Raw genomic sequence first — 22,438 nt, 5'->3', positions numbered from 1 at the left:
GCGCCGTGCGAGTGGTGCAGGCGAGTGGTGCGTCAGTACGTCGGCTGGCTGGGGTCGATCTGGCTGACCCAGGCCACGACGCCGCCGCCCACGTGCACCGCGTCGGCGTAGCCCGCGCCCTTGACGATCGCCAGGGTCTCCGCGGAGCGCACGCCCGACTTGCAGTGCATGACGATCTGCTTGTCGCTGGGCAGCTGGGTGAGCGCGTTGCCGTTGAGGAACTCGCCCTTGGGGATCAGGACCGCGCCGGGGATGTGGTTGATCTCGGCCTCGTTGGGCTCGCGGACGTCGACGAGGAGGAAGTCGCGCTCGCCGTTCTCGCGCTCCTTGAGCATGTGCTCGAGCTGGACGACCGAGATGGTCGACCCGGCGGCGGCCTCGGCGGCCTCGTCGGACACCGCGCCGCAGAAGGCGTCGTAGTCGATGAGCTCGGTGACGGTCGGGTTCTCGCCGCACAGCGCGCAGCTCGGGTCCTTGCGCACCTTGAGCTTGCGGTACTCCATCTCCAGCGCGTCGTAGATCATCAGCTTGCCGGCGATCGGCTCGCCGATGCCGGTGATGAGCTTGATGGCCTCGTTGACCTGGATGGAGCCGATCGAGGCGCACAGCACGCCCAGCACGCCACCCTCGGCGCAGCTGGGGACCATGCCCGGCGGCGGCGGCTCGGGGTAGAGGCAGCGGTAGCAGGGCAGGTCCTCGCCGAGCATCGGCGCGAAGACCGACGCCTGGCCGTCGAAGCGGTAGATCGAGCCCCAGACGTAGGGGATCCCGAGGAAGTACGCCGCGTCGTTGACCATGTAGCGCGTGGCGAAGTTGTCGGTGCCGTCGACGATGAGGTCGTAGCCGCGGAACACGTCGAGCACGTTGTCGTTGTCGAGCCGGTCGGGGTGCAGCACGACCTCGACGTAGGGGTTGATCTCGGCGATCGACTCCTTGGCCGACTGACCCTTGGGCTTGTCGATGTCACTGACGCCGTGGATCACCTGGCGCTGCAGGTTGGACTCGTCGACCGTGTCGAACTCGGCGATCCCGAGGGTGCCCACGCCGGCCGCGGCGAGGTAGAGCAGCGCCGGCGAGCCGAGGCCGCCGGCCCCGATGACCAGCACCTTGGCGTTCTTGAGCCGCTTCTGCCCGGCCATCCCGACGTCGGGGATGATCAGGTGGCGGCTGTAGCGACGGACCTCGTCGATGGTGAGCTCGGCGGCCGGCTCGACGAGCGGCGCCAGTCGAGGCGAGGACTGCGACACGGTGACTCCTTCGGGGGACGGGCAGGTCCCGGCACAACCTGCGGGACCGCCTCCATGTTCCCGCCGCCGCCCCGGCCCGCCGTACGACGTCCCGGCATCCGGACCCGGTGCCGGGCGCGAGCGTCGCCCGTGCACCGTGTCGCTCGGCGCGGACCCGGCTGCCGATAGGCTCCCCCCACCCTTCCCCGAACCACCCCCACCCGACTCCGAGCAACGTCAGCAGCACCAGGAGCACCACGTGAGCGCAGGCAGGCCCGACACGACGTCCGAGACCGCGCCGCGCCCGCGCGGCGGCCGGATGCCGCGCCGCGAGCGTCGCGCCCAGCTCCTCGAGTCCGCGCTCGAGGTCTTCGTGGCCCAGGGCTACCACGCCGCCGCGATGGACGACATCGCCGAGCGCGCCGGGGTCTCCAAGCCGGTGCTCTACCAGCACTTCCCCGGCAAGCTCGACCTCTACCTCGCGCTGCTCGACAGCTCCTGCGACATGATCATCGACAACTGTCGCGAGGCGCTGGCCTCCACCTCGGACAACAAGGACCGCGTCGCCGCGACGATGCGGGTCTTCTACAGCTACGTCGCCTCGGAGGAGGGTGCGTTCCGCCTCGTCTTCGAGTCCGACCTCACCAGCGAGCCCGACGTGCGCGAGCGGGTCGACCGGGTCACCACCGAGTGCGCGTCGATGATCGCCGACGTGATCCGCACCGACACCGGCCTCCCCGACGAGGCGTCCGAGCTGCTCGCGGTGTCGCTGGTGGGAATGGCGCAGGTCTCCGCGCGGTTCTGGCTCGCGGGCGGTGGCGAGATCACCCAGGACGACGCGGCCGCCCTGATCGCCGGCCTGGCCTGGCGCGGCATCCGGGGCTACCCGAGGACCGACGACCACTGAGCAGGTCGCGACCACCGACCCGGCACACTCGGGTCACACCCCCGAACGACAATCCCGCACGACATCCCTGGCTAAGACCAGGACGACAGCTGAAGGAGCACCACGTGGAGGTCAAGATCGGCGTGCAGAACGCCCAGCGCGAGCTGGTGCTCGACACCGAGAGCACGCCCGAGGACATCGAGACCCACTTCGCGGAGGCCCTGTCCTCCGGCGGCCTGCTGCGGCTCGCCGACACCAAGGGCCGCGCCGTGGTCGTGCCCGCGGACAAGATCGCCTACGTCGAGCTCGGCTCGCCGACCACGAGCACCGTCGGCTTCCGCTGAGGCCCCACCCGGGGTGAAGCGCTTCATCCCTACGGGGGGACGGGACGATTAGTCCTTCCCACACGGGGAACAGGGTGAAGAGCCGGCACACGATGCCGGCACTCCAGTCACGAGCTCGTGACAAAGAAAGGGTGATCCATCATGGTCGTAGATCTCATCGTCCTCATCGTCATCGGAGCGATCATCGGGCTGCTCGGCAAGCTGGTCGCCCCGGGCGACAAGGACAACATCCCCATCTGGCTCACGATCCTGTGCGGCATCGGTGGCGTGCTGCTCGGCTACTGGATCTACTCGCTGTTCGGTGGCGACGGCTCCGGTGGCATCGACTGGGTCCGCTGGATCGTCGCGGTCGTGACCGCAGCCGTCCTCGTGGTCATCGCCTCGACGGTGACCGGACGCAACAGCGGCAGCCGCACGCGGGTCTGACCCCGGTCTGATCCCGCGGCACGTCCGCACGGCTCACCACGAAGGGCCCCGCACCGACCGGTGCGGGGCCCTTCGTCCGTGCTGGCGGCTCAGGCCTCGAGGCCGAGCTCGGCCATCCGATCGGTGTGCAGCTCGGTGAGCCGCGTGAACATGCGCCCGAGCGCGGCCAGGTCGAGGCCCGGGCGGTCCACTCCCCCGACCAGCAGCGCGGTGAGGGCGTCGCGGTCGCCGGCCACGCGCTGGGCCTGGGTGAGCGCCTCACCCATCAGCCGCCGGCCCCACAGCGCCAGCCGGCCGCCGAGCCGGTGGTCCTCGGCGATGCCGGCGCGCACCCGCTCGACGATGAAGGCCGTCTGGCCGGTGTCCTCCAGCGAGCTGATGATGACCTCGCGCGTCTCGGCGTCGAGGTAGGCCGCGATCTCGCGGTAGAAGTCGGCGGCGAGGCCGTCGCCGACGTAGGCCTTGATGAGCCCCTCGTAGTAGTCCGAGGGCGCGGTGTGGGCGTGGAAGCTGTCGAAGCTCGTGCGGAAGACCTGCATCGCCTCCGCCGGGTCGGCGCCGAGCTCTGCGAGCCGGCCGACCAGCTTCTGCAGGTGCCCGAACTCGGCGGTGGCCATCGCGCCGATGGCGATCTTGTCGTCGATGCCGGGCGCCATCTTGGCGTCCTCGACGAGCCGCTCGAAGGCGGACAGCTCGCCGTAGGCGATCGCTCCGAGGAGGTCGATCGCGGCCAGGCGGTAGTCCTCGTCGGGCGATTCAGTCATGCGCGCAGCGTAGCGATAGCATGATGTCGACCGAGCCGCCGACAACGTGTCCGGTGGCCGCCTGTATGTGCGCGGTCGGCGATCCTCATCGGAGTGGGCTGACCGCAAACGCGTGGGACGACCCGACTCTGAAAGCGACACTTCGTGACCACCTTCCGTGAACTGGGCGTGCTGCCCAAGATCTGCGACGCGCTCGACCGCGCCGGCATCACCACCCCCTTCGCCATCCAGGAGATGACCCTCTCGGTCGCGCTCCTGGGCACCGACCTCATCGGCCAGGCCCGCACGGGCACCGGCAAGACGCTCGCCTTCGGCATCCCGGTGCTGCAGCGCTCCGTGGCCCCCAGCGACCCGGCCTACGCCGACATGCCGCAGGGCAAGCCGCAGGCGCTCATCGTCGCCCCGACCCGCGAGCTGGCGCTCCAGGTCTCCAACGACCTGCACCTCGCGAGCAAGGACCTCGGCCTGCGGGTCCTCACCGTCTACGGCGGCGTCGGCTACGACACCCAGCTCGAGACCCTCGAGTCCGGCGTCGACATCGTCGTCGGCACCCCGGGTCGCCTCATCGACCTGGCCAACCGCCGGGCCCTCGACCTCTCGCACGTGCACGCGCTCGTGCTCGACGAGGCCGACGAGATGCTCGACCTCGGCTTCCTGCCCGACGTCATCACGCTGCTCTCCAAGACGCCCGAGACCCGCCAGACGATGCTCTTCTCGGCCACCATGCCGGCGGCCATCGTCGCGCTGGCCCGCACCCACATGCGCCACCCGATGAACATCCGCGCCGAGTCGTCCTACGACACGACCATGGTCCCGGCCACGGCGCAGTTCATCTACCAGGCCCACGACCTCGACAAGCCCGAGATCATCGGCCGGGTCCTGCAGGCCGAGGACGCGGAGAAGATGATCGTCTTCACCCGCACCAAGCGTCAGGCGCAGCGCATCGCCGAGGACCTGCAGGAGCGGGGCTTCAACGCCTCCCCCCTCCACGGCGACATGGCGCAGGTCGCCCGCGAGAAGGCGCTCGCCCGCTTCCGCGAGGACAAGATCCAGGTCCTCGTCTGCACCGACGTCGCCGCCCGCGGCATCGACGTGCGCGGCGTCTCCCACGTCATCAACTACACGTGCCCCGAGGACGACAAGGCCTACGTCCACCGCATCGGCCGCACCGGTCGCGCGGGTGCCACCGGCACCGCGATCACCTTCGTGGACTGGGCCGACCTGCACCGCTGGAAGATGATCAACAAGACGCTCGACCTGCCCTTCGACGAGCCGCAGGAGACCTACTCGACCTCCGAGCACCTCTTCCACGACCAGGGCATCCCGGCCGGCACCAAGGGCCGCATCGTCGACCCGGCGCCGGTCGAGAAGAAGGAGCGGGCTCCCCGCGAGCGTCGCTCCGGCGAGGGCCAGCGCTCCGGCGGCCGTTCCGAGGGCCAGCGCTCGGGTCAGCGCTCCGGCGAGGGGTCGGGCGCGACCTCCGGCTCGGGCGAGTCCTCCGGTGACGCCCCGCGCCGCCGCAACCGCAGCCGTCGCCGCACCCGCGGCGGCAGCAGCGTGGAGACGCCGAACGCCTGATCCACCGGCTCGACGGAGGAGGCCCTCAGCGCTCGCGCGCGGGGGCCTTCTTCCGCGTCCGGGCCGGTGCGGCCTTCGGCCGGGCGGCGCGGGCGACCAGGTTCTCGGCGACCTGCCGGTAGGCGGCGGCGCCCTTGCTGCTGCGGCTGGTGGCCAGGATGGACCGTCCGGCTGCCGGCGCCTCGGCGAACTTGATCGTCTTGGGGATCGGCGGCTCGACGACCTCGAGGTCGTAGGTCTCGCTGATCGTCTCCAGCACGGTGCGGGCGTGGTTGGTGCGGCCGTCGTAGAGCGTCGGCAGCACGCCCCACACCTCGAGGCCGCGGTTGGTGAAGCGGCGTACGTCGTGCACGGTGTCGAGCAGCTGGCCGACCCCGCGGTGCGAGAGCGTCTCGCACTGCAGCGGCACCAGCACGCCGTCGGCGGCGGTGAGCGCGGCGACCGTGAGCACGCCGAGCGACGGCGGGCAGTCCAGCAGGACCCAGTCGTAGGGTCCCTCGTCGGAGTCGGCGAGGTCCTCGGCCAGCTGCTCGAGCGCGCCCTTGATGACGTGCTCGCGCCCGGTGCGGGTGAGCAGGTCGGCCTCGGCGCGGGCCAGCTCGATGGTCGCCGGCAGGACGTCGACGCCGTCCTCGGTCTCGAGGATCACCTCCGCCGGGTCCACGCCCTGGGTCAGCACGTGGTGCACGGACGTCTCGAGGTCCTCCGGGTCGATGCCCAGGGAGAAGGTGAGGCACGCCTGCGGGTCGAGGTCGACCAGCAGCACGCGGTGGCCCAGCTCGGCCAGGGCGGCACCGATCGAGGCGACGGACGTCGTCTTGGCGACGCCGCCCTTCTGGTTGGCGACGGCCAGCGTCACGGGGCCTAGGGCCCGGCTCTCGGTGCTCATTGCCCGCAATTGTGCAGGACGGGGTCGCGGGCGCGAGCCGCGTACTGAAATGCTGGCGCCATGAGCACCTCACTGATCACCGGCGCGACCGCCGGCATCGGCCACGAGTACGCCGTCCAGCTCGCCGCGCGCGGCGACGACCTCGTCCTCGTGGCGCGCGACTCCGCCCGTCTCGAGCAGGTGGCCCACGAGCTGCGCCGCGCCCACCAGGTGGAGGTCGAGGTGCTCGTCGCCGACCTCGTCGACCGCGACGACCTGGCCCGCGTCGAGGCCCGCCTCGCCGACCGCGACCGCCCCGTCGACCTGCTGGTCAACAACGCCGGCTTCGGCCTCAAGCAGCGCTTCCTCGACAACACCGCCGACGAGGAGACCGCGATGCTGGAGGTGCTGGTCACCGCCGTGCTGCGGCTGAGCCACGCCGCGCTCCGCCCGATGGCCGAGCGGGGCCACGGCGGGATCATCAACGTCTCCAGCGTCGCCGCGTTCCTCCCCCGCGGCACCTACTCCGCCGCCAAGGCCTGGGTCAACAGCTTCAGCGAGTGGGCGCACCTGGAGTACGGGTCCCGCGGGGTCAGGGTCATGGCGCTGTGCCCCGGCTTCACCAAGACCGAGTTCCACCAGCGGATGGACGTCAAGCGCGGCGAGGGCTTCATGTGGCTCGACGTCGAGTTCCTCGTGCGCACCTCGCTCGAGGACTTCGACAAGGGCCGGGCGTACTCGATCCCGGGCGCGCAGTACAAGACGATCGTCGCGCTCACACGCGCCATCCCCAACCGGGTGCTGCGGCTGACGCAGTCGGTCGGGCGTCGCTGAGGGCTCAGGGCAGGGTGGTGTAGCTCGTCTCGAGCGTCGGGAACTCCGAGCCGATCATGCCCCCGAGCGTGATGCTGGCGGTCCGCGCGCTCGCCACCGAGGTGACGATCGTGTCGGCCGGACGCGCCCACGTCGCCGGCACCCGGTCGGTCAGGCGCCCGTCGCGCGCGACCCGGAACGACTCGCCCGCCACCGTCCACGAGCTGTCCTCGCGGGGGTGCCGGACGTACGCGAGGGCGCCGCGGCCGTTCGCGCTGACCGAGACGTCCATGGCCCGACCGAAGATCGCACCGTCGGTCAGGGTCGTGCGCCAGCGGAGGTCCGTCACGGACGGTCTCGGGCGCTTCGGGGCCCACGTCGCCAGCCACGGCTTGGCGGTCCCCCGGCGGTCGACGGCGTGCCACGACGCGACGGCGACACCCGCTCGCGTGGTGGCCGCCGAGCCGGTGAGGACCCAGCGGCTCCAGCGGGACGCCGAGGACGATCGCGGGTCGCCCGGCCGGCCCGACAGGACGACGACCCGGTCGTCGAGGCCGTCGAGCTCGCCCGTCGACCGGGACCGGACGATCGTCGCGGTGAACCGACGCCCGACGAGGTCCACCGCCAGCGGGTCGATGCCGCCGTCGGGGTGGCTGCGGTCGAGCCGTCGCGTCCAGGTGCCCGCCGCGTCGTCGTACGTCTCGACGCGGAGCCGACCGCCCCAGTAGTAGCCGGGCTCGTCCTCGAAGCCGGCACCGCGCACGGCGACCACGTTGCCGGAGTCGCTGATCGCGGCGACGATGTCGTCCCCGGTCAGGCCGAGCTCGTCACGGGTGAGGTCCCGCCAGCCGAGGTCGGGGTGGTAGCTCGTCACGTGGTGCGGCTCGCCGTACTCGCTGTTGGTCGCGAAGGCGACGTACTGGCCCCCCGCCGAGTAGTCGAGCGACCCGAGCTCGGCCTCCGGCTCGACGCGCGTCACCCAGCCGTCGTCCTGGGTCCACACCAGCTCGACCAGGGTGGCGGGCGGGTCGTCCTCGCCGGTCTTCGTTCGGCACTCCACGGCGACCGCGAAGCTGCCCCGCGCGGTGACGGCCTCGGCCGGGCGGCAGCTCCTCGCGTGCTCGACCGAGGTCACCAGGGTTAGCGGCAGCAGGGTGCCGTCGGCGGTGCGGCGCTGGTCGAAGATGGTGGCGTCGTCGGGTCCGCCGACGCTGACGAGCGCGGTCGTCCCGTCCTCCAGCGCCACGGCGACGGTGGCGCCACCCACGTCCTGCAGCGGGCTCCAAGCGTCCTCCACCCCGGCGACCGCACCGGGTGACGGCAGGACGAGGGAGGCGACGACGCCGACGAGGGCAGGAGCGGAGAGCAGGCGGAGCAGGTGCACAGGGACCCCCGAGGAAGGTGAGCTCCTAGGGTAGGCGCACGCCGGCATCCGTCCGGGTGTGGTGGGGTACGGCTCGGCGCAGGCGTGCCGCACGCCGGGCAAGGGGGGACCGTGATCCGCGAGGACGTCGTGCCGCACGTCGCGTCCGTCAACGTCGGCCTGCCGCGGCCGGCGCCCTGGGCCGGGCTCGGCGCCACCGGGATGGACAAGGCGCCGGCCACCGGCGCCGTGCCGATCACCAGCAGCGGGCTGCGCGGCGACGGAGTGTTCGACACGGTGAACCACGGCGGGCCCGACCGCGCCGTGTCGGCGTACGCGCGCGAGGACCTCGACCACTGGGCGGCCGAGCTGGGCAGGAGCATCGGCGACGGGCAGTTCAGCGAGAACCTCACCACCGTCGGGATCGACCACGGCCAGTGCCTGCTCGGGGAGCGCTGGCGGATCGGTGGCGTCGTCCTGGAGGTGGCGTCGGTCCGGACGCCCTGCAACGACTTCAAGACGTGGATGCAGCGCACGGGCTACGACCCCAGCGCGTGGGTCAAGCGGTTCACGAGGGAGGGACGGCCCGGCGTCTACCTCCGCGTCCTCGACGAAGGACTGCTGCGAGCGGGCGACGCCGTGGACGTGGTCGAGCGGCCTGCGCACGGCATCACCGTGGCGACGTTGTTCCGCGCCCTGACCGTCGAGCCGGCCCTGCTTCCCTCGCTGCTCGCGGTGGACGGTCTTGCCGGGCACGTCCGCGAACGGGTCGACGCCCACCAGCGGCCGCGAGCGGGGCGCGTGACCTGAGCCCGCTGCCCGAACGCCCTGGCGGCAGGCTCGCTGGCCACTAGTCTGGCGCGCGTGAGCTTTTACGGACCTCCTTCTCCCTCATGGCGATCGGGATGCTGAGCGACGGGTGGTACGCCGTCTTGACCGGCGCTGCCCTGCTCTTCCTCGCCTCCCTGCTCGCCCCGACCCCGTTGTCCGTCGATCCCGCCGCGCCGGTCGTGGCGGTCGCGTTCCTCCTCCTGGGCGCGTGGCAGGGGCGGCAGGGTGTGCCGGCCGAGGTCCACCCGCGCAGGTCGACGGACCGGACCGGCTGACCGGGGGGCGTTCGGTGGCCATGGTCGACCCCGTGTCCGTGCCCCGGTTGCACTTCGAGGAATACGCCGCTCGACTGTCGGACTGCGCCACTCTCCAGACCAGCGAGGACCACGGAGCGACGTTCCTCCGCATCGTGCCGCGCAGGCCGGATGCGGTCGGTGTCGTCCTGTACCTCGGCAACGGGTACCACGGGACGGTGCAGCTCGACGACCAGGCGGCGGTCCCGGCGGAGCTCAGCGAGGACGTCGCGCTGGCCGTCCAGTCGATCGACGAGGTCATCCGACTCGCCGTGGAAGGACGCGCGACGGCGTTCCATCTCGGTCGCGGCGGTTGCCTCGAGGAAAGGAACGCTGGCGCCACGACCCGGAGCTGGAGGAACGCATGGCCGTGGCCCGGGTGGCGACGGCGAGCCCACCGCGTCGACTTCCTCCCCTACCGCTGAAGCCGTCCACGTGCTGCCAGCCCGATCACCACGAGGTGTCGGGATCGGCGGGGCGGTCAGGGTCGTCGACGCGGAGGATCGGTGGTGACGTGGCCCCCGGCGGGAAGGGTCCACTCGTAGGACCCGTCGGGCAGTCGGACGTACGCGAAGCGACCAAAGGTCTTGGCTCGGTGGTGCCGTCGGCACAGCGGGGCGAGGTTGTCAGGCCTGGTCTGCCCCGGCGGCCCTCCCTCGTCGAACGGGGCGTAGGGCTCGATGTGGTCGAGGTCGCAGGACCTCGAGGGCCTGCTGCAGCGAGGAAAGACGCAGGTCCCGTCGCGAAGGCGAACAGCCTCGACCATCGCGGCAGGCGGGTCGTGCTGGTCGACCGAGGTCATGGTCGCCGGGTCGAGGACGGGCTTCACAGTGACCTTGTCGGCCGCGAGGAGCCAGGTGCGCAGCCGCCCGACCAGGAGCGAGCCCAGCTCGGGGCACCGACCTCCGCCGGCAGTGGGGTACGACGTGTCGGGTGTGCCGACGGCGAGGAGGTCACGGTCCGTCACGTGGAGGACGACCACCGCCTCGCGGGCGCCGTGGCCGACTCCCCCGAACGGGGTCGGCGAGGCGTGGGCCAGATCCTCGGCGAGGACGACGGACGGGTCGGTGTCCGGGTCAGGTCGGTCCGGATCGGCTGGATCGACCGCCAGCAGGTCCAGCGCCTTCTGCGGGTCGGCCAGCAGGCCGACGGCGTGGGCGCGGCGCGGCCCGAGCTCGCCAGGGTGCCCGAGGGAGCGCATGGTGGCCGCCATGGTCGAGACCGTCCGGTCGAAGGCGATGGCGTCGTCCGTGTCGAGGGTCATGAAGACCTCCGAGGTCCCGGGGGCGCCGTGCTCGTGGTGGACCTCGACGCGGCGGGATGCGAGGGCGGCGTCGTGGTCCGCGAACGCGCGGTCGGGATCTGCGTAGAGCCGGGCCTCGTGGACCAGGACCCCGACCCGGTGGGGGTTGAGCCGACGTGGCTGCCACACCAGGAGGCGGTCGGCACGGGCCGCGGCGGCAAGCGAGAGGTCGCGCGACTCCCGCGCCGCCTCGCGACCGAGGTGGGCCGGCACGCGCAGCGCCCGGACCAGCTCCCACAACCGCGGCAGCCGATGGGCGAGGTCCAGCACGTCGCCGACCAGGGACAGCGCCCCCTCGTGCGACAGGTCGAGAACCGCAGCGAGCTCCATGACGGCGAACTCCGCCACCAGCGGCGTTCCCTCGCCCGCGATCGGCAGCGCCCGGTCGCCGAACAACGCACCCGGACCGCCCAGCGGGCGGACCGTCTCCGACCGCCACCCGGCAGCGTCCTCGTCCGCCGACACGACGTGCGTCCGTGCCCAGTCCAGCGCGGACTCGAGCACCTCGACCTCGACGCGCCGCTTGGCGGCCATCGCCGCCGCGGCTCGGTCCAGCGCGCTGCGGCGGGAGGCCCGGGCGGCGGGAGTGCGGATGGTGTGACTGGACATGGGTCCATCGTGGCAGCACCCACCGACAGTCTGACCTGTTGCAACAGGCCTGTGAATCGGCATTTTCGAACACATGCGCTCATGGCGCCCATTGCCCTGTGGCGGCCCTCGTGCCTCTCGTGGCATCGGAGGCGCCACAACCCACGACGAGCGCCAGGCCCTACGGCTCCGCGCGGCCCAGCCCCTCCATCCATGCCGCCAGCTCGCGCGGGTGCGAGAACAGGAGCACCTCCGGACCCTCGGCATCGGCGGCCCAGGCGCGCATCCGTGCCCGCTTGCGGGCGAAGGACCGGAAGTGCCAGAGGAGGATGGAGTCGCTGCTGACCATGTTGCGCCAGCTCTCGACGTTGCCGTTGCAGCGCGGCTCCTTCGTCACCGCGCCCGAGACGGTGCGGCGCACCAGCCGGGCGAAGGACAGCCAGCGGGGATAGTCGAGGCCGACGACGAGCTGGGTGCGCGGCAGGACGAGGTCGAGCCAGGCGCCGTACGCCGAGTCGAGCACCCACCGGTCCTCGGAGACGATCGCGCCGATCAGTTCCCGCTGTACCGCCTCCTCGACCGGCACCCAGCCGGGCAGCCAGGTCAGCTCGTCGACGAGGGTGGCCGGCAGCCCGGTCCGCGCACCGATGGCGAGGGCGGCCGTGCTCTTGCCGCTGCCGGTGACGCCGTAGACGAGGATCCGGTCGGGCAGGGGGCCGTTCACGTGCGGGAGGCGACCAGGGACATCAGCCGCTCGTACTGCTCCGGGTCGGTCGTGTTGACCCCGAGGTCGTGGTCGACCTTGCCGAGCCCGTGGTGGTCGCTGCTGCCGGTGACGACGAGGTCGAGGTCGCGCGCGATGCCGCGCAGCTCGGCGCGCGTGCCGGCGTCGTGGTCCTGGTGGTCCACCTCGATCCCGGCGAGCCCGAGGTCCTTGAGGAGGGCGAAGTCATCAACGTCGAGGACGGAGCGCCCGCTCCTCCCCCACGGGTGGGCGATCACCGTCACTCCGCCCGCGGCGGTGATGATCGGCACCATCTCCTCCAGCGGCGCGGCGTAGCGGTTGGCGTAGCCGGGCCGGCCCGGGTTGAGGAGCTCGTCGAAGGCCTGCGTGCGGTCGGCGGCGACGCCGAGCCGGACCAGGGCGTCCGCCACGTGCGGCCGGCCGGCGGCCACGGACCCGCCCGCCTCGCGGCGTACGTCCTCCTCGGTGATGCCGATGCCGTGCCGGCGCAGCGCGTCGACGATGGCCGGCGTCCGCGCCGTGCGCCCGGCCAGGATCCGGTCGAGCGCGGCGACGAGCGGCGGGTGGGCCGGGTCGGGGAGGTAGCCGAGCAGGTGCACGCCGCGGTGGTGGTAGGCGGTGCTGACCTCGAGACCGGGCACCAGCGTGATGCCGACCTCGTCGGCGGCCTGCTGCGCCTCCACCCAGCCCGACATCGCGTCGTGGTCGGTGAGCGCGACGACGTCGAGCCCGGCGGCCCTCGCCTCCCGGACGAGGTCGCCGGGGGTGTCGGTGCCGTCGCTGGCCCGGGAGTGCGTGTGGAGGTCGATCCGCACGGTCAGCTGTTCCACTTCAGCAGCGCCGGGTGCTCGCGCTCGAACCCGAGGACCGAGATGGTGGAGGTGTCGAGCTTGAAGAAGCGCCCCTCGTCGGCCGGCTGCTCGAGCCAGCGCGCGGTCAGCACCCGCAGCGAGTGGCCGTGAGCGAAGACCAGGCTGCGCCCGTGCCGCCGGGTCCGCTCCACGACGCGGTCGAGGCGGACGGACACCTCGTCGGCGCTCTCGCCGCCCGGGCTCGGGTGCGTCCACACCGTCCAGCCCGGCACCGTCTCGCGGATCTCCGCGGTCGTGACGCCCTCGTAGTCGCCGTAGCCCCACTCGACGAGGTCCTCGTCGACCTGCGCCTCGGGGAAGCCGGCCAGCTCGGCCGTACGACGGGCGCGCCGGCGCGGGCTCGTCAGGACGAGGTCGAACTCCACCTCGGCCAGCCGGGTCGCCAGCGAGACGGCGGCCAGCTCCCCCACGTCGGTGAGCGGCAGGTCGGTGGTCGAGGTGTGCCTGCCGTCGCGGCTCCACTCGGTCTCGCCGTGGCGGACGACCCAGAGCTCGGCTCCCTCGGCTGACGACATGCCGCGAGTCTGCCACGCGCGGGAGGTCGGCCTGCCACCATGCTCGCCATGACTGCAGACCTGCGGCGGGCCCGCCTGGCGATCTCCGCGGCGTTCCTGGTGCAGGGCCTGGTCTTCATCAGCCTCACCACCCGGCTGCCGCGCATCCAGGACCGGTGGGACCTCGGCGAGCTGGCCCTGTCCGGGGTGCTGCTGATGATGGTGCTCCTGGCGGGGGTCGGCTCGCTGGTGGCCGAGCGGCTGGCCCCGCGCCTCGACAGCGCGACCGTGCTGCGCGCCGGTCTGCTCGTCCTCGCCGCGGGCGTCGCGGTGGCCGTGCTCGCCCCCTCGACCGTCGTCTTCGTGCTCGGGCTGGCGACGTACGGCGTCGGGCTGGGCCTGGTGGACGCCACCGGCAACATGCAGGCCGTGGCGCTCGAGCACCGGCTCGGCCGGGTGGTGCTGCCGTCCTGCCACGGCGCCTGGACCCTCGGCGGGGTCATCGGTGCGCTGATCACCCTCGGCACGGGCGACGTGCCGTGGTCGGCCGTCGCGCTGCTGGCGGTGCTGCCCGTCCTGGCCTCCGCTGCCCCCTACCTCGCCCGGGACCACGGCGAGGCGGCCACGTCGACCCAGACCGGCGTGCCCTGGCGGGCGATCGTGATGGTCGGGTTGGCGCTGGTGGCGTTCTACACCGTCGACACGGCCGCCGCCACGTGGGGACCGGTCTACCTGGACGACGAGTTCGGCGCACCCGAGGACCTCGTCGCGCTCGCCACGCTGCCCTACCTGGTCGCGAGCGGCCTGGTGCGGCTGGTCGGCGACCGGCTCACCGAGGAGGTCGGCGCCGTGCGGCTGCTGCGCGCGGGCGCCGCCATCGCGTTCGTCGCCCTCGTCGTGGTCGTCGCCGCCCCGTCGTGGCCGGTGGCCGTCGTCGGCTTCACGCTGCTCGGCTGCGGCGTGGCGGTCGTGGCGCCGCTGAGCTTCTCGGCGGCCGCCGCGCTCGCCGGGCGCGACGCGGACCCGGCGACCCGGCAGGCCCGGGTGGACGCCGTCGTGGCGCGGTTCAACCAGTTCAACTACGCCGGGGCGCTGCTCGGGGCGGTGATGACGGGCGCGGTCGGCGCCGGCTCCCTGCGGGTGGGGTTCGCGGTGCCGCTGGTCATGGTCGTGGCCCTGTTCTGGCTGGCGAGGGCGTTCGCGCCGGCGGACGAGAACCCCGCGGGGTCGTCCGCCGGCGCGTCGCGGTCCTAGGTCGGAGCGGGTCTCAGACCCCGCCGCCCCCGGCCTTGCGGCGGTGCATCGGCTTCGCGACGTTCTTGTCGCTGACCTCCGAGCCGTGCGCCTTCTCGCGCGAGCCGGCGCTGTCGTCGGGGTGGTGGTGACCCTTCTTGCGATCGAGGGCCTCCCGCATCTTCGCCTTGATGTCTGCGTTGGGGTCCTGGTCAGGCATGGGTCCTCCTGGATCAAAGGGGTCGCGTGCGGCCTCGTGGTGCGGACTGCCACCCTGCCAAAGACGTCGACCCCGGTCGAGCGGTTAAGCCGACCTCATCGGCGATCGGGCGCCCGCAGCACGTCGATGCGCCCGGCGAGCTTGCCCATCATCCGGTAGACGTGCCAGCGGCAGTCGCCGAGCATCACGTCGTACGCCGCGTCGCCGAACTCGGCGCGGTAGCGGTCGGGCGCGCGGAGCAGCCGAGCCAGGTGCAGCAGCGCCCGCGCGGCGCGGCCGTCCTGCTCCTGCGACCACTCCCCCCACTCGCCGGCCAGGTCGATCGTGTCCACGACCTCGAGCCCCGAGCCGGCGATCGCCGCGTCGAGCACGCGCGGGTCCGCCGAGCCGGGCACCACCCCCATCACCTCGAAGAGCCAGTCGGCCTCCTCGGGGGCGAGCAGGTCGGTGGCGACCGCCTGGTAGCCGACGACGTGGCCACCGGGGCGCAGCACCCGGGCGAACTCGTCGTACGCCTCGGCGGGGTCGTCGACGTGGACCATCACGTCGCGGCACCACACCAGGTCCTGGGAGGAGTCCGCCACGGGGATCCGCGTCGCCGAGCCGCGCTCGAAGGAGACGCGCGCCGCGATGTCGGGCACCTCCTCGCGGCGGGCCTCGCGGGCCAGGTCGAGGTGGCGCTGGACGGGGTCGATGCCCAGCACCCGGAAGCCGAAGTGGGTGGCGAGGCGGAACGCGTGACCGCCCTCGCCGCAGCCGACGTCGACCGCCCGGCTGTCCGGCTGCAGGTCCAGCTCGCGCACCACCTGCAGCAGCACCGACGGCCCGCGCGGGTCCAGGCTCTCGTCGAGGCGCTCCCCGAACGCGGCCTCCGCCCGGGGGTAGGTGTCGTAGAAGAAGTCGCGATCCCAGGCCACGGGGCGAGTCTGCCGCACCCAGTAGGGTCACCGGCATGGCCCGCCGTGCGTTCCTCCACGTCGGCACCGCGAAGTCCGGGACGACCTACCTGCACGACCTGTGGTGGCAGCACCGCGAGACGCTGCGGCACCGCGGGCTGCTCCTCCCGGGCGCGGTGATGCGCGACCACTTCGTCGCGGCCGCCGTCGTCAAGGGCATGGACGCGCTCGTCAGCCGCCTCGACGAGGAGCAGCTGCGGACCTGGGACCGGCTCCTCGAGCGGTCCGGTGAGTGGAGCGACGACGTGCTGATCAGCCACGAGCACTTCTCCGACTCCCCTCCCGAGGCCGCTGCCGGCGCGCTCGACCGGCTCGCCGCCGTCGCCGACGAGGTGCACCTCGTGCTGACCGTGCGCGACCTCGGCCGGGTGCTCCCGTCGGCCTGGCAGCAGCGCGTCAAGCAGGGGGCGCGCCAGCCCTTCGGCAGGTTCCTCGGCTCCGCCCGTCGCGGCGACGGCGAGCAGAAGTTCTGGCGCTACCAGGACGTCCCGGCCATCCTCGACCGCTGGACCGTGGGCCTGCCCGACGAGCGCGTCCACCTGGTCACGGTCCCCCCGTCCGGCGCGCCCCGCGACGAGCTGTGGCGTCGCGCCGGCACGGTGCTCGGCGTGGAGGTCACCGACCTCGACACCGTGCCGCGCCTCCCCAACGACTCGATCGGCATCGTCGAGGCCGAGCTGCTGCGGCGGGTCAACGACCGCTTCCCGCGCGAGCGCCGCTCGCTCGACGTGACGCGCTACCGCAAGGGCGCCTTCACCCGCGACGTGCTCGCTGGCAGCGCACCCGCGGAGCCGTTCGTCCTCCCCGCGAAGCACCATGACTGGGTGCGCGAGCGCGCGGAGGCGATGGTCGCCACGCTCGGCGAACGGTCCTACGACGTCGTCGGCGACCTGGACGACCTCCTGCCCGCCGCCCCGCGCGCGGGGCGTACGCCCGACGAGGCCGACGACGCCGAGCTGCTCGACGCCGCGACCGTGGTCCTCGACCGGCTGGGCGTGGCTCCGCCCGAGGCGCTCGACGACGCGCTCGAGCTCATCGCCGCCGAGCTGCTGGCCCGCACCGTGCCCGACCCGGAGCCCTCGCGCAGCTGATCGAGGGTCAGCGCGGGATGAACACCCAGTGGTCCAGGTCGAGCAGGACGCCGTCGGCGTGCCTGCCGTCCTCGCCGCGCAGGGTCATCGACTCGTCGCGGCCGCGGGTGGCCACCAGCCGGAGCCGGAGCGCACCGACGCCCGGCGCGTCGACGGTCGCCTTGTCGAGGACCTCGGACCACGCGTAGACCGTGTCGCCGGCGAAGGCCGGCGCGACGTGGGCGCCGGCGTTGATCGCGGCGACGAGCTGGGCGTTGGCGAGGCCGTTGAACGACAGGGCCCGTGCCAGGGAGATGACGTGCCCGCCGTAGACCAGTCGCCGGCCGTCGGGGCGGGCGTCGGTGCTGAAGTGGACCTTCGCGGTGTTCTGCCACAGCCGGGTGGCCATCATGTGCTCGGCGTCGGTGAGGCTCACGCCGTCGACGTGGTCGATCCGCTCCCCCACCTCGTAGTCGTCGAACAGGTGCGGCCCGCCGGCGGCAGCGACGTCGTACGACGTCAGGTCGAGGCCCGCCGGGACGACGAGGTCCTCGGGACGGACGACGTCCGCGAGGGCGGGCACGACGGTCTCCGGCGCCGGCGCGTCGGCCGACCGCTTGTGCACCATCACCCAGCGGGCCCAGTCGATGACGACCTCGCCGCGCTGGTTGGTCGCCGTGGACCGCACCCACACGACGCCCGTCCTCCCGTTCGAGTTCTGCTTGAGGCCGATGACCTCCGAGCGCGTCCGCAGCGTGTCGCCCGGCACGACCGGGGCGTGGAAGCGGCACTCGGCGTAGCCGAGGTTGGCGACGGCGTTGAGCGAGACGTCGGGGACCGTCTTGCCGAAGGCGACGTGGAAGCCGACCAGCTCCTCGACCGGGTGGGGCACGAGCCCGACCGACGCGGCGAACTCCGCCGACGACGCGATCGCGAAGCGGGTCGGGTAGATCGCGCCGTAGAGCGCCCGGTCGCCCTCGGTGACGGTGCGCGGGGTGGCGTGGTCGATGACCTGGCCGACGGCGAAGTCCTCGAAGAAGCGGCCGGGGTCGGTCTTCGCTGCGTGTGCGGTCATGGCGGACATGGTGCCGCAACCCGCGACGGACGGACGGCTGGCGTCACGTGGGATCGGTCACCCGCCGTAGGGGTAAGCGCGGACGACGTCGCCGGCCAGCGTGGTCCTGAGGTAGCCGCTCTCGTCGAAGCGGTTGGCGACGTAGATGTTGACCGACGGTCTCGCCTCCATCCACGAGTTGACCAGCACGTGCGTGAGCTCGCCGCGCGGCACGTCGAGCGTCTTCTGGGCGGTGTCGATGTTGGCGAAGAGGCGGCGCACGTCGAGCGCGCCGAGGTCGATGACCGGGCTCCCGTCGCGCACGGCCGACGCGTCCGACTGCCGGCTCCAGGCGCCGTCGAAGGACCAGCGCTCGTAGCGGGGACGCGCGCCCCGCACCGGCACGAAGGCCCAGGCGTGCTCGGGGTAGAGGCCGGTCTCGAAGGCGTCGAGCGTGCCGAACTCCGCCTCGTAGTCGCGCAGGAGGCCGCGCACCCCGGCCGGGGTCAGCTCGAACGACGGGGGCCCCGGCTGCCCGATCGCCGGGTCCTGCCCGGGCACGGCCGGTGCCGGGTCGACCACGGTCGACGTCGTGGCGTCCGGGCCACCGCTCACCGCGAACATCGCCAGGGCCACCACCCCGGTGACCCCCACCGCGACCAGCACGACGAACACGACCAGCCCGACCAGCACGCCACGCGCCCCGGACGAGGGTCGGGACAGCACCCGGACCGGCGTCCGGCTGGGGGCTGCCGGAGGGACGTGGCCCTCCGGCAGCTGCAGGTCGCGCGTCAGCGTCTGGAGCTCGTCGAGCGTCTCGGCCGTCAGGGCCCGGCTCACCCGCAGGTCGCGGTCCTCGGCGCCGAGCTGGCCGTCGACGTACGCCGCCTCGATCAGCTCGACGAACCGGTCGCGGTCCGCGTCCTTCGCCCGGAAGCCCCTCATGCGCGGAGTCTAGAGGCGATCAGCCCTACGACTGCGTGCTGAAGGCCGCGTCGAAGGCCGCCGTGGGGGCGTCGAAGGCCAGGCGACGCACGAACTCGAGCGCCTCGGGCGCCCCGACCAGGCGGTCCATCCCGGCGTCCTCCCACTCCACGGAGATGGGCCCGTCGTAGCCGATCGTGTTGAGCATCCGGAAGCACTGCTCCCAGGGGACGTCACCGTGGCCCGTCGAGACGAAGTCCCAGCCGCGTCGCGGGTCGGCCCACGCCAGGTGGGAGCCCATGCGTCCGTTGCGGCCGTTGCCGACCTGCTTCTTCGCGTCCTTGCAGTCCACGTGGTAGATCCGGTCCTTGAAGTCCCAGAGGAAGCCGACCGGGTCGAGGTCCTGCCACACGAAGTGGCTGGGGTCCCAGTTGAGGCCGAACGCCTCGCGGTGCCCGATGGCCTCCATGGCGGCGACGGTCGTCCAGTAGTCGTAGGCGATCTCGGAGGGGTGCACCTCGTGCGCGAAGCGCACGCCCTCGCTGTCGAAGACGTCGAGGATCGGGTTCCAGCGGTCGGCGAAGTCCTGGTAGCCGGCGTCGACGAGCGCCTGCGAGGCCGGCGGGAACATCGCGACGTACTTCCAGATGGAGGAGCCGGTGAAGCCGACGACCACGTCGACGCCGAGCTTGCGCGCGGCCCGGGCGGTCATCTTCATCTCCTCGGCGGCGCGCTGGCGCACGCCCTCGGCGTCGCCGTCGCCCCAGATCCGGTCGGGCAGGATGTCGCGGTGGCGCGCGTCGATCGGGTCGTCACAGACGGCCTGGCCCTTGAGGTGGTTGCTGATGGCGAACACCTGCAGGCCGTGCTTCTCCAGCATCTCGCGCTTCGCCGGGACGTAGCCGTCGTCCTCGACCGCGGCCCAGGGGTCGAAGTGGTCGCCCCAGCAGGCGATCTCGAGGCCGTCGTAGCCCCAGCCCGAGGCCAGCTTGCAGACCTCCTCGAACGGCAGGTCGGCCCACTGGCCGGTGAACAGGGTGATGGGTCGGGTCATCGGTCGCTCCTTGGTCGTCGTCTGCTGATGGTGGCCGGCGGGGCGCCGCTCAGCGGGGGATGTCCTGCCAGGCGTTGGTGTCGGAGCTCGTCTCCACCGCGGCGAGGACCCGCTGCACGCGGAGGCCGTCGGCGAAGGACGGAGCCGGGTCGTTGCCGGCGGCGATGTCGTTGACGAGGTCGACGACCTGGTGGGTGAAGCCGTGCTCGTAGCCGATGAGGTGGCCCGGCGGCCACCACGCCTCGACGTAGGGGTGCTGCGCCTCCGTGACCAGGATGCGCCGGAAGCCGGCGGTGCCGGCGTCCTCGGTGCCGTCGAAGAAGTGCAGGATGTTCATGTCCTCGAAGTCGAAGGCGAGGCTTCCGGCGGAGCCGTTGATCTCGACCCGGATCGCGTTCTTGCGGCCGTTGGCGAAGCGGGTCGCCTCGAAGACGCCCATCGCTCCCCCGTCGAACTCGGCGAGGAACGTCGCGGCGTCGTCGACGGTGACCGTGCCGGTCCCCGTCCCGGCCGTCCCGGACAGCCCCGAGTGCTCGCTGGGCAGCGGGCGCTCCTCGACGAAGGTCCGCAGCCGGCCCGAGACCCGGCGGATGCTGTCGCCGGTGATGAACTGCGCCAGGTCAATGATGTGGGCGCCGATGTCGCCGAGCGCGCCGGAGCCGGCCTGCGACTTGTCGAGGCGCCACGACATCGGCGCCTCCGGGTCGACGATCCAGTCCTGGAGGTACTGCGCGCGGACGTGGTGCAGCGTCCCGAGCCGTCCCTCGCTGACGAGCTGGCGGGCGAGGGCGATCGCGGGGACGCGGCGGTAGGTGAAGCCGACCATCGACCGGACGCCGTGGGCGGCGGCGGCCTCGGCGGCGCGGACCATCGCCTCGGCCTCCTCGACCGTGTTGGCCAGCGGCTTCTCGCACAGGACGTGCTTGCCCGCCTCCAGCGCCGCGATGGCGATCTCGGCGTGGGTGTCGCCGGGGGTGCAGACGTCGACGAGGTCGATGTCGTCGCGGGCGACCAGCGCCTTCCAGGACGTCTCGGTGGACTCCCAGCCCAGGCGGTCGGCGGCCGCGGCGACGCGGCCGGCGTCGCGGCCGGCGAGGGCCCTCATCCGCGGGCGGATCGGCAGGTCGAAGAATCGGGGCGCGCTGCGCCAGGCCTGCGAGTGGGCGGCGCCCATGAAGGCGTAGCCGACCATGCCGACCGCGAGGTCGCCGGTGCCGTCGGAGGTGGTGGTCATCGGACTCCTCGTACGAGATCGGTGGAGCGATCAGGATCGGTCGAGCGGTCCGCCCCGGTCGGGGACGGAGGACCGCGGCGGCTCCCGGAGGACCGGGAGCCGCCGCGGGTCTGTCAGGACTCGAAGGCCGAGTCGATGAACTGGTCGACGTTCTCCGACGTCACGACCGGTGCGTAGAGCTGCACCATGCGGGGCACCTCGACCTCGACCAGGTCGCCCATGGCCTTCTCCTGCACGAGCAGGCGGGCCAGCTTGACGCCGTCGGCGCCCTGCGTCGACGGGTAGATGACGGTCGCCTTGAGGACGCCGCTGTCCTCCTGGATCGAGCGCATGGCGTTGGCCGAGCCGGCGCCACCGACCATCACGAACTCGTCGCGACCGGCGTTCTCGATGGCGGCCAGGACGCCGACGCCCTGGTCGTCGTCGTGGTTCCACAGGAAGTCGATCTTCGGCTCGGCCTGCAGCAGGTTGGACGCGACCTCCTCGCCGCTCTCGACGGTGAACTCGGCCGCCTGGCGGGCGTCGACGTCGAGGCCGCACTCGGACAGCGCGTCCTCGAAGCCCTGGCTGCGGTCCTGGGTCAGCGGCAGCGAGTCGATGCCGGCGATCTCGGCGACGATGGCGTCCTCGTTGCCACCGGCCTGCTCGCAGACGTACTGGCCTGCGGAGACACCCATGCCGTAGTTGTCACCGAGCACGGTGACGCGGGCGGCGTTGGGGTCGTCGAACTCGCGGTCGACGTTGATGACCGGGATGCCGGCCTCCATGGCCTGCATCGCGACGGGGGTCATCGCCGCGCCGTCGAAGGGCAGCAGCACGATGGCGTCGACACCGTCGTTGATGAAGGTCTCGACCTGGCTGATCTGCAGGTTGACGTCGTTGGTTCCCTCCGCGATCTGCAGGTCGAGGTCGGGGTACTCCTCGGCGAGGTCGCGGACGTTGTTGGTGATGGCGGCCATCCAGCCGTGGTCGGCGGCGGGCGCCGAGAAGCCGATGGTGACCGTGTCACCCTCCTCGTCGTTGCTGCCGGCGGCGGCGGCCCGGGCGGCGTCGCTGCTGCTGTCCTCGTCGTTCGAGGCGTCCTCGGCGCTGCCGGTGCAGGCCGTCAGGGCGAGGACGGCGACCGCGCCGACCACGAGGCCGGGGTAGCGGCGGCTCTGCTGCCGTCGGGAAGTGGTGCGCAGTCGCATGGGATGTGCTCCTTGTTTCTGGGATGGGTGCCGTGCTGAACCGAGCGGTGGGTGCTGCTCCAGGTGGTGCGGTCGTGCGGTGCTGCGGTGCTGCGGTGCTGCGGTGCTG

Annotated in this window: 25 protein-coding genes; 10 read left to right on the top strand and 15 right to left on the bottom strand. The window is 72.5% G+C overall.

The window, feature by feature from the left end; genetic code table 11:
- Positions 1–32 precede the first annotated feature (32 nt).
- On the bottom strand, positions 33–1,247 hold the full coding sequence (moeZ, locus tag HN031_RS12990; protein ID WP_322424705.1) for an adenylyltransferase/sulfurtransferase MoeZ: 1,215 nt from the start codon (positions 1,245–1,247) through the stop codon (positions 33–35).
- Positions 1,248–1,545: 298 nt separating this feature from the next.
- Between moeZ and HN031_RS12985 the strand changes: the two genes are divergently transcribed.
- From HN031_RS12985 to HN031_RS12975, 3 genes are all read left to right on the top strand, one after another.
- Complete coding sequence (locus HN031_RS12985) at positions 1,546–2,133, top strand: TetR/AcrR family transcriptional regulator (RefSeq protein ID WP_172271692.1); 588 nt, start codon at positions 1,546–1,548, stop codon at positions 2,131–2,133.
- 104 nt (positions 2,134–2,237) lie between these two features.
- Complete coding sequence (locus HN031_RS12980; protein WP_172270486.1) at positions 2,238–2,456, top strand: DUF3107 domain-containing protein; 219 nt, start codon at positions 2,238–2,240, stop codon at positions 2,454–2,456.
- Between the two features lie 141 nt (positions 2,457–2,597).
- The gene (locus HN031_RS12975) at positions 2,598–2,882 is read left to right on the top strand and encodes a GlsB/YeaQ/YmgE family stress response membrane protein (protein WP_172270484.1); all 285 of its coding nucleotides are present in this window, start codon (positions 2,598–2,600) and stop codon (positions 2,880–2,882) included.
- An 89-nt stretch (positions 2,883–2,971) separates the two neighbouring features.
- Here HN031_RS12975 and HN031_RS12970 read toward each other — a convergent pair whose 3' ends face one another.
- Complete coding sequence (locus HN031_RS12970; RefSeq protein ID WP_172270482.1) at positions 2,972–3,646, bottom strand: ferritin-like fold-containing protein; 675 nt, start codon at positions 3,644–3,646, stop codon at positions 2,972–2,974.
- A 144-nt stretch (positions 3,647–3,790) separates the two neighbouring features.
- On the opposite strand from HN031_RS12970, the gene HN031_RS12965 reads away from it, so the two are divergent.
- On the top strand, positions 3,791–5,224 hold the full coding sequence (locus HN031_RS12965) for a DEAD/DEAH box helicase (RefSeq protein WP_322424706.1): 1,434 nt from the start codon (positions 3,791–3,793) through the stop codon (positions 5,222–5,224).
- Between the two features lie 25 nt (positions 5,225–5,249).
- Here HN031_RS12965 and HN031_RS12960 read toward each other — a convergent pair whose 3' ends face one another.
- Positions 5,250–6,113: a ParA family protein gene (locus HN031_RS12960; RefSeq protein WP_172270480.1), complete on the bottom strand. Its 864-nt coding sequence runs from the start codon at positions 6,111–6,113 to the stop codon at positions 5,250–5,252.
- 60 nt (positions 6,114–6,173) lie between these two features.
- Between HN031_RS12960 and HN031_RS12955 the strand changes: the two genes are divergently transcribed.
- Positions 6,174–6,926 carry an SDR family oxidoreductase gene (locus HN031_RS12955; RefSeq protein ID WP_172270479.1) on the top strand — a complete coding sequence of 251 codons (753 nt, stop codon included), beginning with the start codon at positions 6,174–6,176 and terminating at the stop codon, positions 6,924–6,926.
- Positions 6,927–6,930: 4 nt separating this feature from the next.
- Here HN031_RS12955 and HN031_RS12950 read toward each other — a convergent pair whose 3' ends face one another.
- Positions 6,931–8,289 (bottom strand): hypothetical protein, encoded by a 1,359-nt coding sequence (locus HN031_RS12950; RefSeq protein WP_172270478.1) that lies wholly within the window; start codon positions 8,287–8,289, stop codon positions 6,931–6,933.
- Between the two features lie 111 nt (positions 8,290–8,400).
- On the opposite strand from HN031_RS12950, the gene HN031_RS12945 reads away from it, so the two are divergent.
- The 3 genes from HN031_RS12945 (at position 8,401) to HN031_RS12935 (ending at position 9,817) form a co-directional block, all read left to right on the top strand.
- The gene (locus tag HN031_RS12945) at positions 8,401–9,078 is read left to right on the top strand and encodes an MOSC domain-containing protein (RefSeq protein WP_367650756.1); all 678 of its coding nucleotides are present in this window, start codon (positions 8,401–8,403) and stop codon (positions 9,076–9,078) included.
- A gap of 83 nt (positions 9,079–9,161) precedes the next feature.
- Positions 9,162–9,374, top strand: a complete 213-nt coding sequence (locus HN031_RS12940; protein ID WP_172270477.1) for a hypothetical protein — start codon at positions 9,162–9,164, stop codon at positions 9,372–9,374.
- Positions 9,375–9,394: 20 nt separating this feature from the next.
- Positions 9,395–9,817, top strand: coding sequence for a hypothetical protein (locus HN031_RS12935; protein WP_172270476.1), 423 nt, complete (start codon positions 9,395–9,397; stop codon positions 9,815–9,817).
- A 56-nt stretch (positions 9,818–9,873) separates the two neighbouring features.
- On the opposite strand, the gene HN031_RS12930 is transcribed toward HN031_RS12935, so the two are convergent.
- The 4 genes from HN031_RS12930 to HN031_RS12915 form a co-directional block, all read right to left on the bottom strand.
- Positions 9,874–11,304 carry an HNH endonuclease signature motif containing protein gene (locus HN031_RS12930; protein WP_172270475.1) on the bottom strand — a complete coding sequence of 477 codons (1,431 nt, stop codon included), beginning with the start codon at positions 11,302–11,304 and terminating at the stop codon, positions 9,874–9,876.
- A 160-nt stretch (positions 11,305–11,464) separates the two neighbouring features.
- On the bottom strand, positions 11,465–12,007 hold the full coding sequence (locus HN031_RS12925) for an adenylate kinase (RefSeq protein WP_367650755.1): 543 nt from the start codon (positions 12,005–12,007) through the stop codon (positions 11,465–11,467).
- Positions 12,004–12,858 (bottom strand): PHP domain-containing protein, encoded by an 855-nt coding sequence (locus HN031_RS12920; protein ID WP_367650754.1) that lies wholly within the window; start codon positions 12,856–12,858, stop codon positions 12,004–12,006. The genes HN031_RS12925 and HN031_RS12920 overlap by 4 nt, the downstream gene beginning before the upstream one ends.
- Entirely contained in the window at positions 12,846–13,415 is a 570-nt protein-coding gene (locus tag HN031_RS12915) for a histidine phosphatase family protein (RefSeq protein ID WP_172270474.1), read from the bottom strand. The genes HN031_RS12920 and HN031_RS12915 overlap by 13 nt, the downstream gene beginning before the upstream one ends.
- Positions 13,416–13,463: 48 nt before the next feature.
- Between HN031_RS12915 and HN031_RS12910 the strand changes: the two genes are divergently transcribed.
- Entirely contained in the window at positions 13,464–14,648 is a 1,185-nt protein-coding gene (locus HN031_RS12910; protein ID WP_253943062.1) for an MFS transporter, read from the top strand.
- 13 nt (positions 14,649–14,661) lie between these two features.
- Here HN031_RS12910 and HN031_RS12905 read toward each other — a convergent pair whose 3' ends face one another.
- Both HN031_RS12905 and HN031_RS12900 read right to left on the bottom strand, forming a co-directional pair.
- Entirely contained in the window at positions 14,662–14,847 is a 186-nt protein-coding gene (locus tag HN031_RS12905; RefSeq protein ID WP_172270471.1) for a DUF5302 domain-containing protein, read from the bottom strand.
- Between the two features lie 95 nt (positions 14,848–14,942).
- Complete coding sequence (locus HN031_RS12900; protein ID WP_172270470.1) at positions 14,943–15,764, bottom strand: class I SAM-dependent methyltransferase; 822 nt, start codon at positions 15,762–15,764, stop codon at positions 14,943–14,945.
- Between the two features lie 35 nt (positions 15,765–15,799).
- Here HN031_RS12900 and HN031_RS12895 point away from each other — a divergent pair, with 35 nt between their 5' ends.
- Positions 15,800–16,894, top strand: coding sequence for a hypothetical protein (locus tag HN031_RS12895; RefSeq protein ID WP_172270469.1), 1,095 nt, complete (start codon positions 15,800–15,802; stop codon positions 16,892–16,894).
- A gap of 7 nt (positions 16,895–16,901) precedes the next feature.
- Here the strand turns inward: HN031_RS12895 and HN031_RS12890 are convergent, their stop codons facing one another.
- From HN031_RS12890 to HN031_RS12870, 5 genes are all read right to left on the bottom strand, one after another.
- Positions 16,902–17,948, bottom strand: coding sequence for a MaoC family dehydratase (locus HN031_RS12890; protein WP_172270468.1), 1,047 nt, complete (start codon positions 17,946–17,948; stop codon positions 16,902–16,904).
- 57 nt (positions 17,949–18,005) lie between these two features.
- The gene (locus tag HN031_RS12885) at positions 18,006–18,872 is read right to left on the bottom strand and encodes a DUF1707 domain-containing protein (RefSeq protein WP_172270467.1); all 867 of its coding nucleotides are present in this window, start codon (positions 18,870–18,872) and stop codon (positions 18,006–18,008) included.
- 25 nt (positions 18,873–18,897) lie between these two features.
- Complete coding sequence (locus HN031_RS12880; RefSeq protein WP_172270466.1) at positions 18,898–19,905, bottom strand: sugar phosphate isomerase/epimerase; 1,008 nt, start codon at positions 19,903–19,905, stop codon at positions 18,898–18,900.
- Between the two features lie 49 nt (positions 19,906–19,954).
- The gene (locus HN031_RS12875; RefSeq protein WP_216652127.1) at positions 19,955–21,139 is read right to left on the bottom strand and encodes a Gfo/Idh/MocA family protein; all 1,185 of its coding nucleotides are present in this window, start codon (positions 21,137–21,139) and stop codon (positions 19,955–19,957) included.
- A 113-nt stretch (positions 21,140–21,252) separates the two neighbouring features.
- A complete protein-coding gene (locus tag HN031_RS12870; RefSeq protein WP_172270465.1) occupies positions 21,253–22,329 on the bottom strand; it encodes a substrate-binding domain-containing protein in 1,077 nt (358 codons plus the stop codon).
- Positions 22,330–22,438: the final 109 nt, after the last annotated feature.

It is taken from the genome of Nocardioides sp. zg-1308, assembly GCF_013155375.1.
Classification (GTDB): domain Bacteria; phylum Actinomycetota; class Actinomycetes; order Propionibacteriales; family Nocardioidaceae; genus Nocardioides; species Nocardioides renjunii.
This window is presented reverse-complemented; position numbering and strand designations above follow the sequence as displayed.

Bases quoted from the DNA above. Each gene is read 5' to 3' on its own strand.
- HN031_RS12985 (WP_172271692.1), top strand. From the start codon at position 1,546: ATGCCGCGCCGCGAGCGTCGCGCCCAGCTCCTCGAGTCCGCGCTCGAG.
- HN031_RS12975 (WP_172270484.1), top strand. From the start codon at position 2,598: ATGGTCGTAGATCTCATCGTCCTCATCGTCATCGGAGCGATCATCGGG.
- HN031_RS12970 (WP_172270482.1), bottom strand. From the start codon at position 3,646: ATGACTGAATCGCCCGACGAGGACTACCGCCTGGCCGCGATCGACCTC.
- HN031_RS12960 (WP_172270480.1), bottom strand. From the start codon at position 6,113: ATGAGCACCGAGAGCCGGGCCCTAGGCCCCGTGACGCTGGCCGTCGCC.
- HN031_RS12955 (WP_172270479.1), top strand. From the start codon at position 6,174: ATGAGCACCTCACTGATCACCGGCGCGACCGCCGGCATCGGCCACGAG.
- HN031_RS12940 (WP_172270477.1), top strand. From the start codon at position 9,162: ATGGCGATCGGGATGCTGAGCGACGGGTGGTACGCCGTCTTGACCGGC.
- HN031_RS12935 (WP_172270476.1), top strand. From the start codon at position 9,395: ATGGTCGACCCCGTGTCCGTGCCCCGGTTGCACTTCGAGGAATACGCC.
- HN031_RS12930 (WP_172270475.1), bottom strand. From the start codon at position 11,304: ATGTCCAGTCACACCATCCGCACTCCCGCCGCCCGGGCCTCCCGCCGC.
- HN031_RS12915 (WP_172270474.1), bottom strand. From the start codon at position 13,415: ATGTCGTCAGCCGAGGGAGCCGAGCTCTGGGTCGTCCGCCACGGCGAG.
- HN031_RS12910 (WP_253943062.1), top strand. From the start codon at position 13,464: ATGACTGCAGACCTGCGGCGGGCCCGCCTGGCGATCTCCGCGGCGTTC.
- HN031_RS12905 (WP_172270471.1), bottom strand. From the start codon at position 14,847: ATGCCTGACCAGGACCCCAACGCAGACATCAAGGCGAAGATGCGGGAG.
- HN031_RS12895 (WP_172270469.1), top strand. From the start codon at position 15,800: ATGGCCCGCCGTGCGTTCCTCCACGTCGGCACCGCGAAGTCCGGGACG.
- HN031_RS12890 (WP_172270468.1), bottom strand. From the start codon at position 17,948: ATGACCGCACACGCAGCGAAGACCGACCCCGGCCGCTTCTTCGAGGAC.
- HN031_RS12885 (WP_172270467.1), bottom strand. From the start codon at position 18,872: ATGAGGGGCTTCCGGGCGAAGGACGCGGACCGCGACCGGTTCGTCGAG.
- HN031_RS12880 (WP_172270466.1), bottom strand. From the start codon at position 19,905: ATGACCCGACCCATCACCCTGTTCACCGGCCAGTGGGCCGACCTGCCG.
- HN031_RS12875 (WP_216652127.1), bottom strand. From the start codon at position 21,139: ATGACCACCACCTCCGACGGCACCGGCGACCTCGCGGTCGGCATGGTC.
- HN031_RS12870 (WP_172270465.1), bottom strand. From the start codon at position 22,329: ATGCGACTGCGCACCACTTCCCGACGGCAGCAGAGCCGCCGCTACCCC.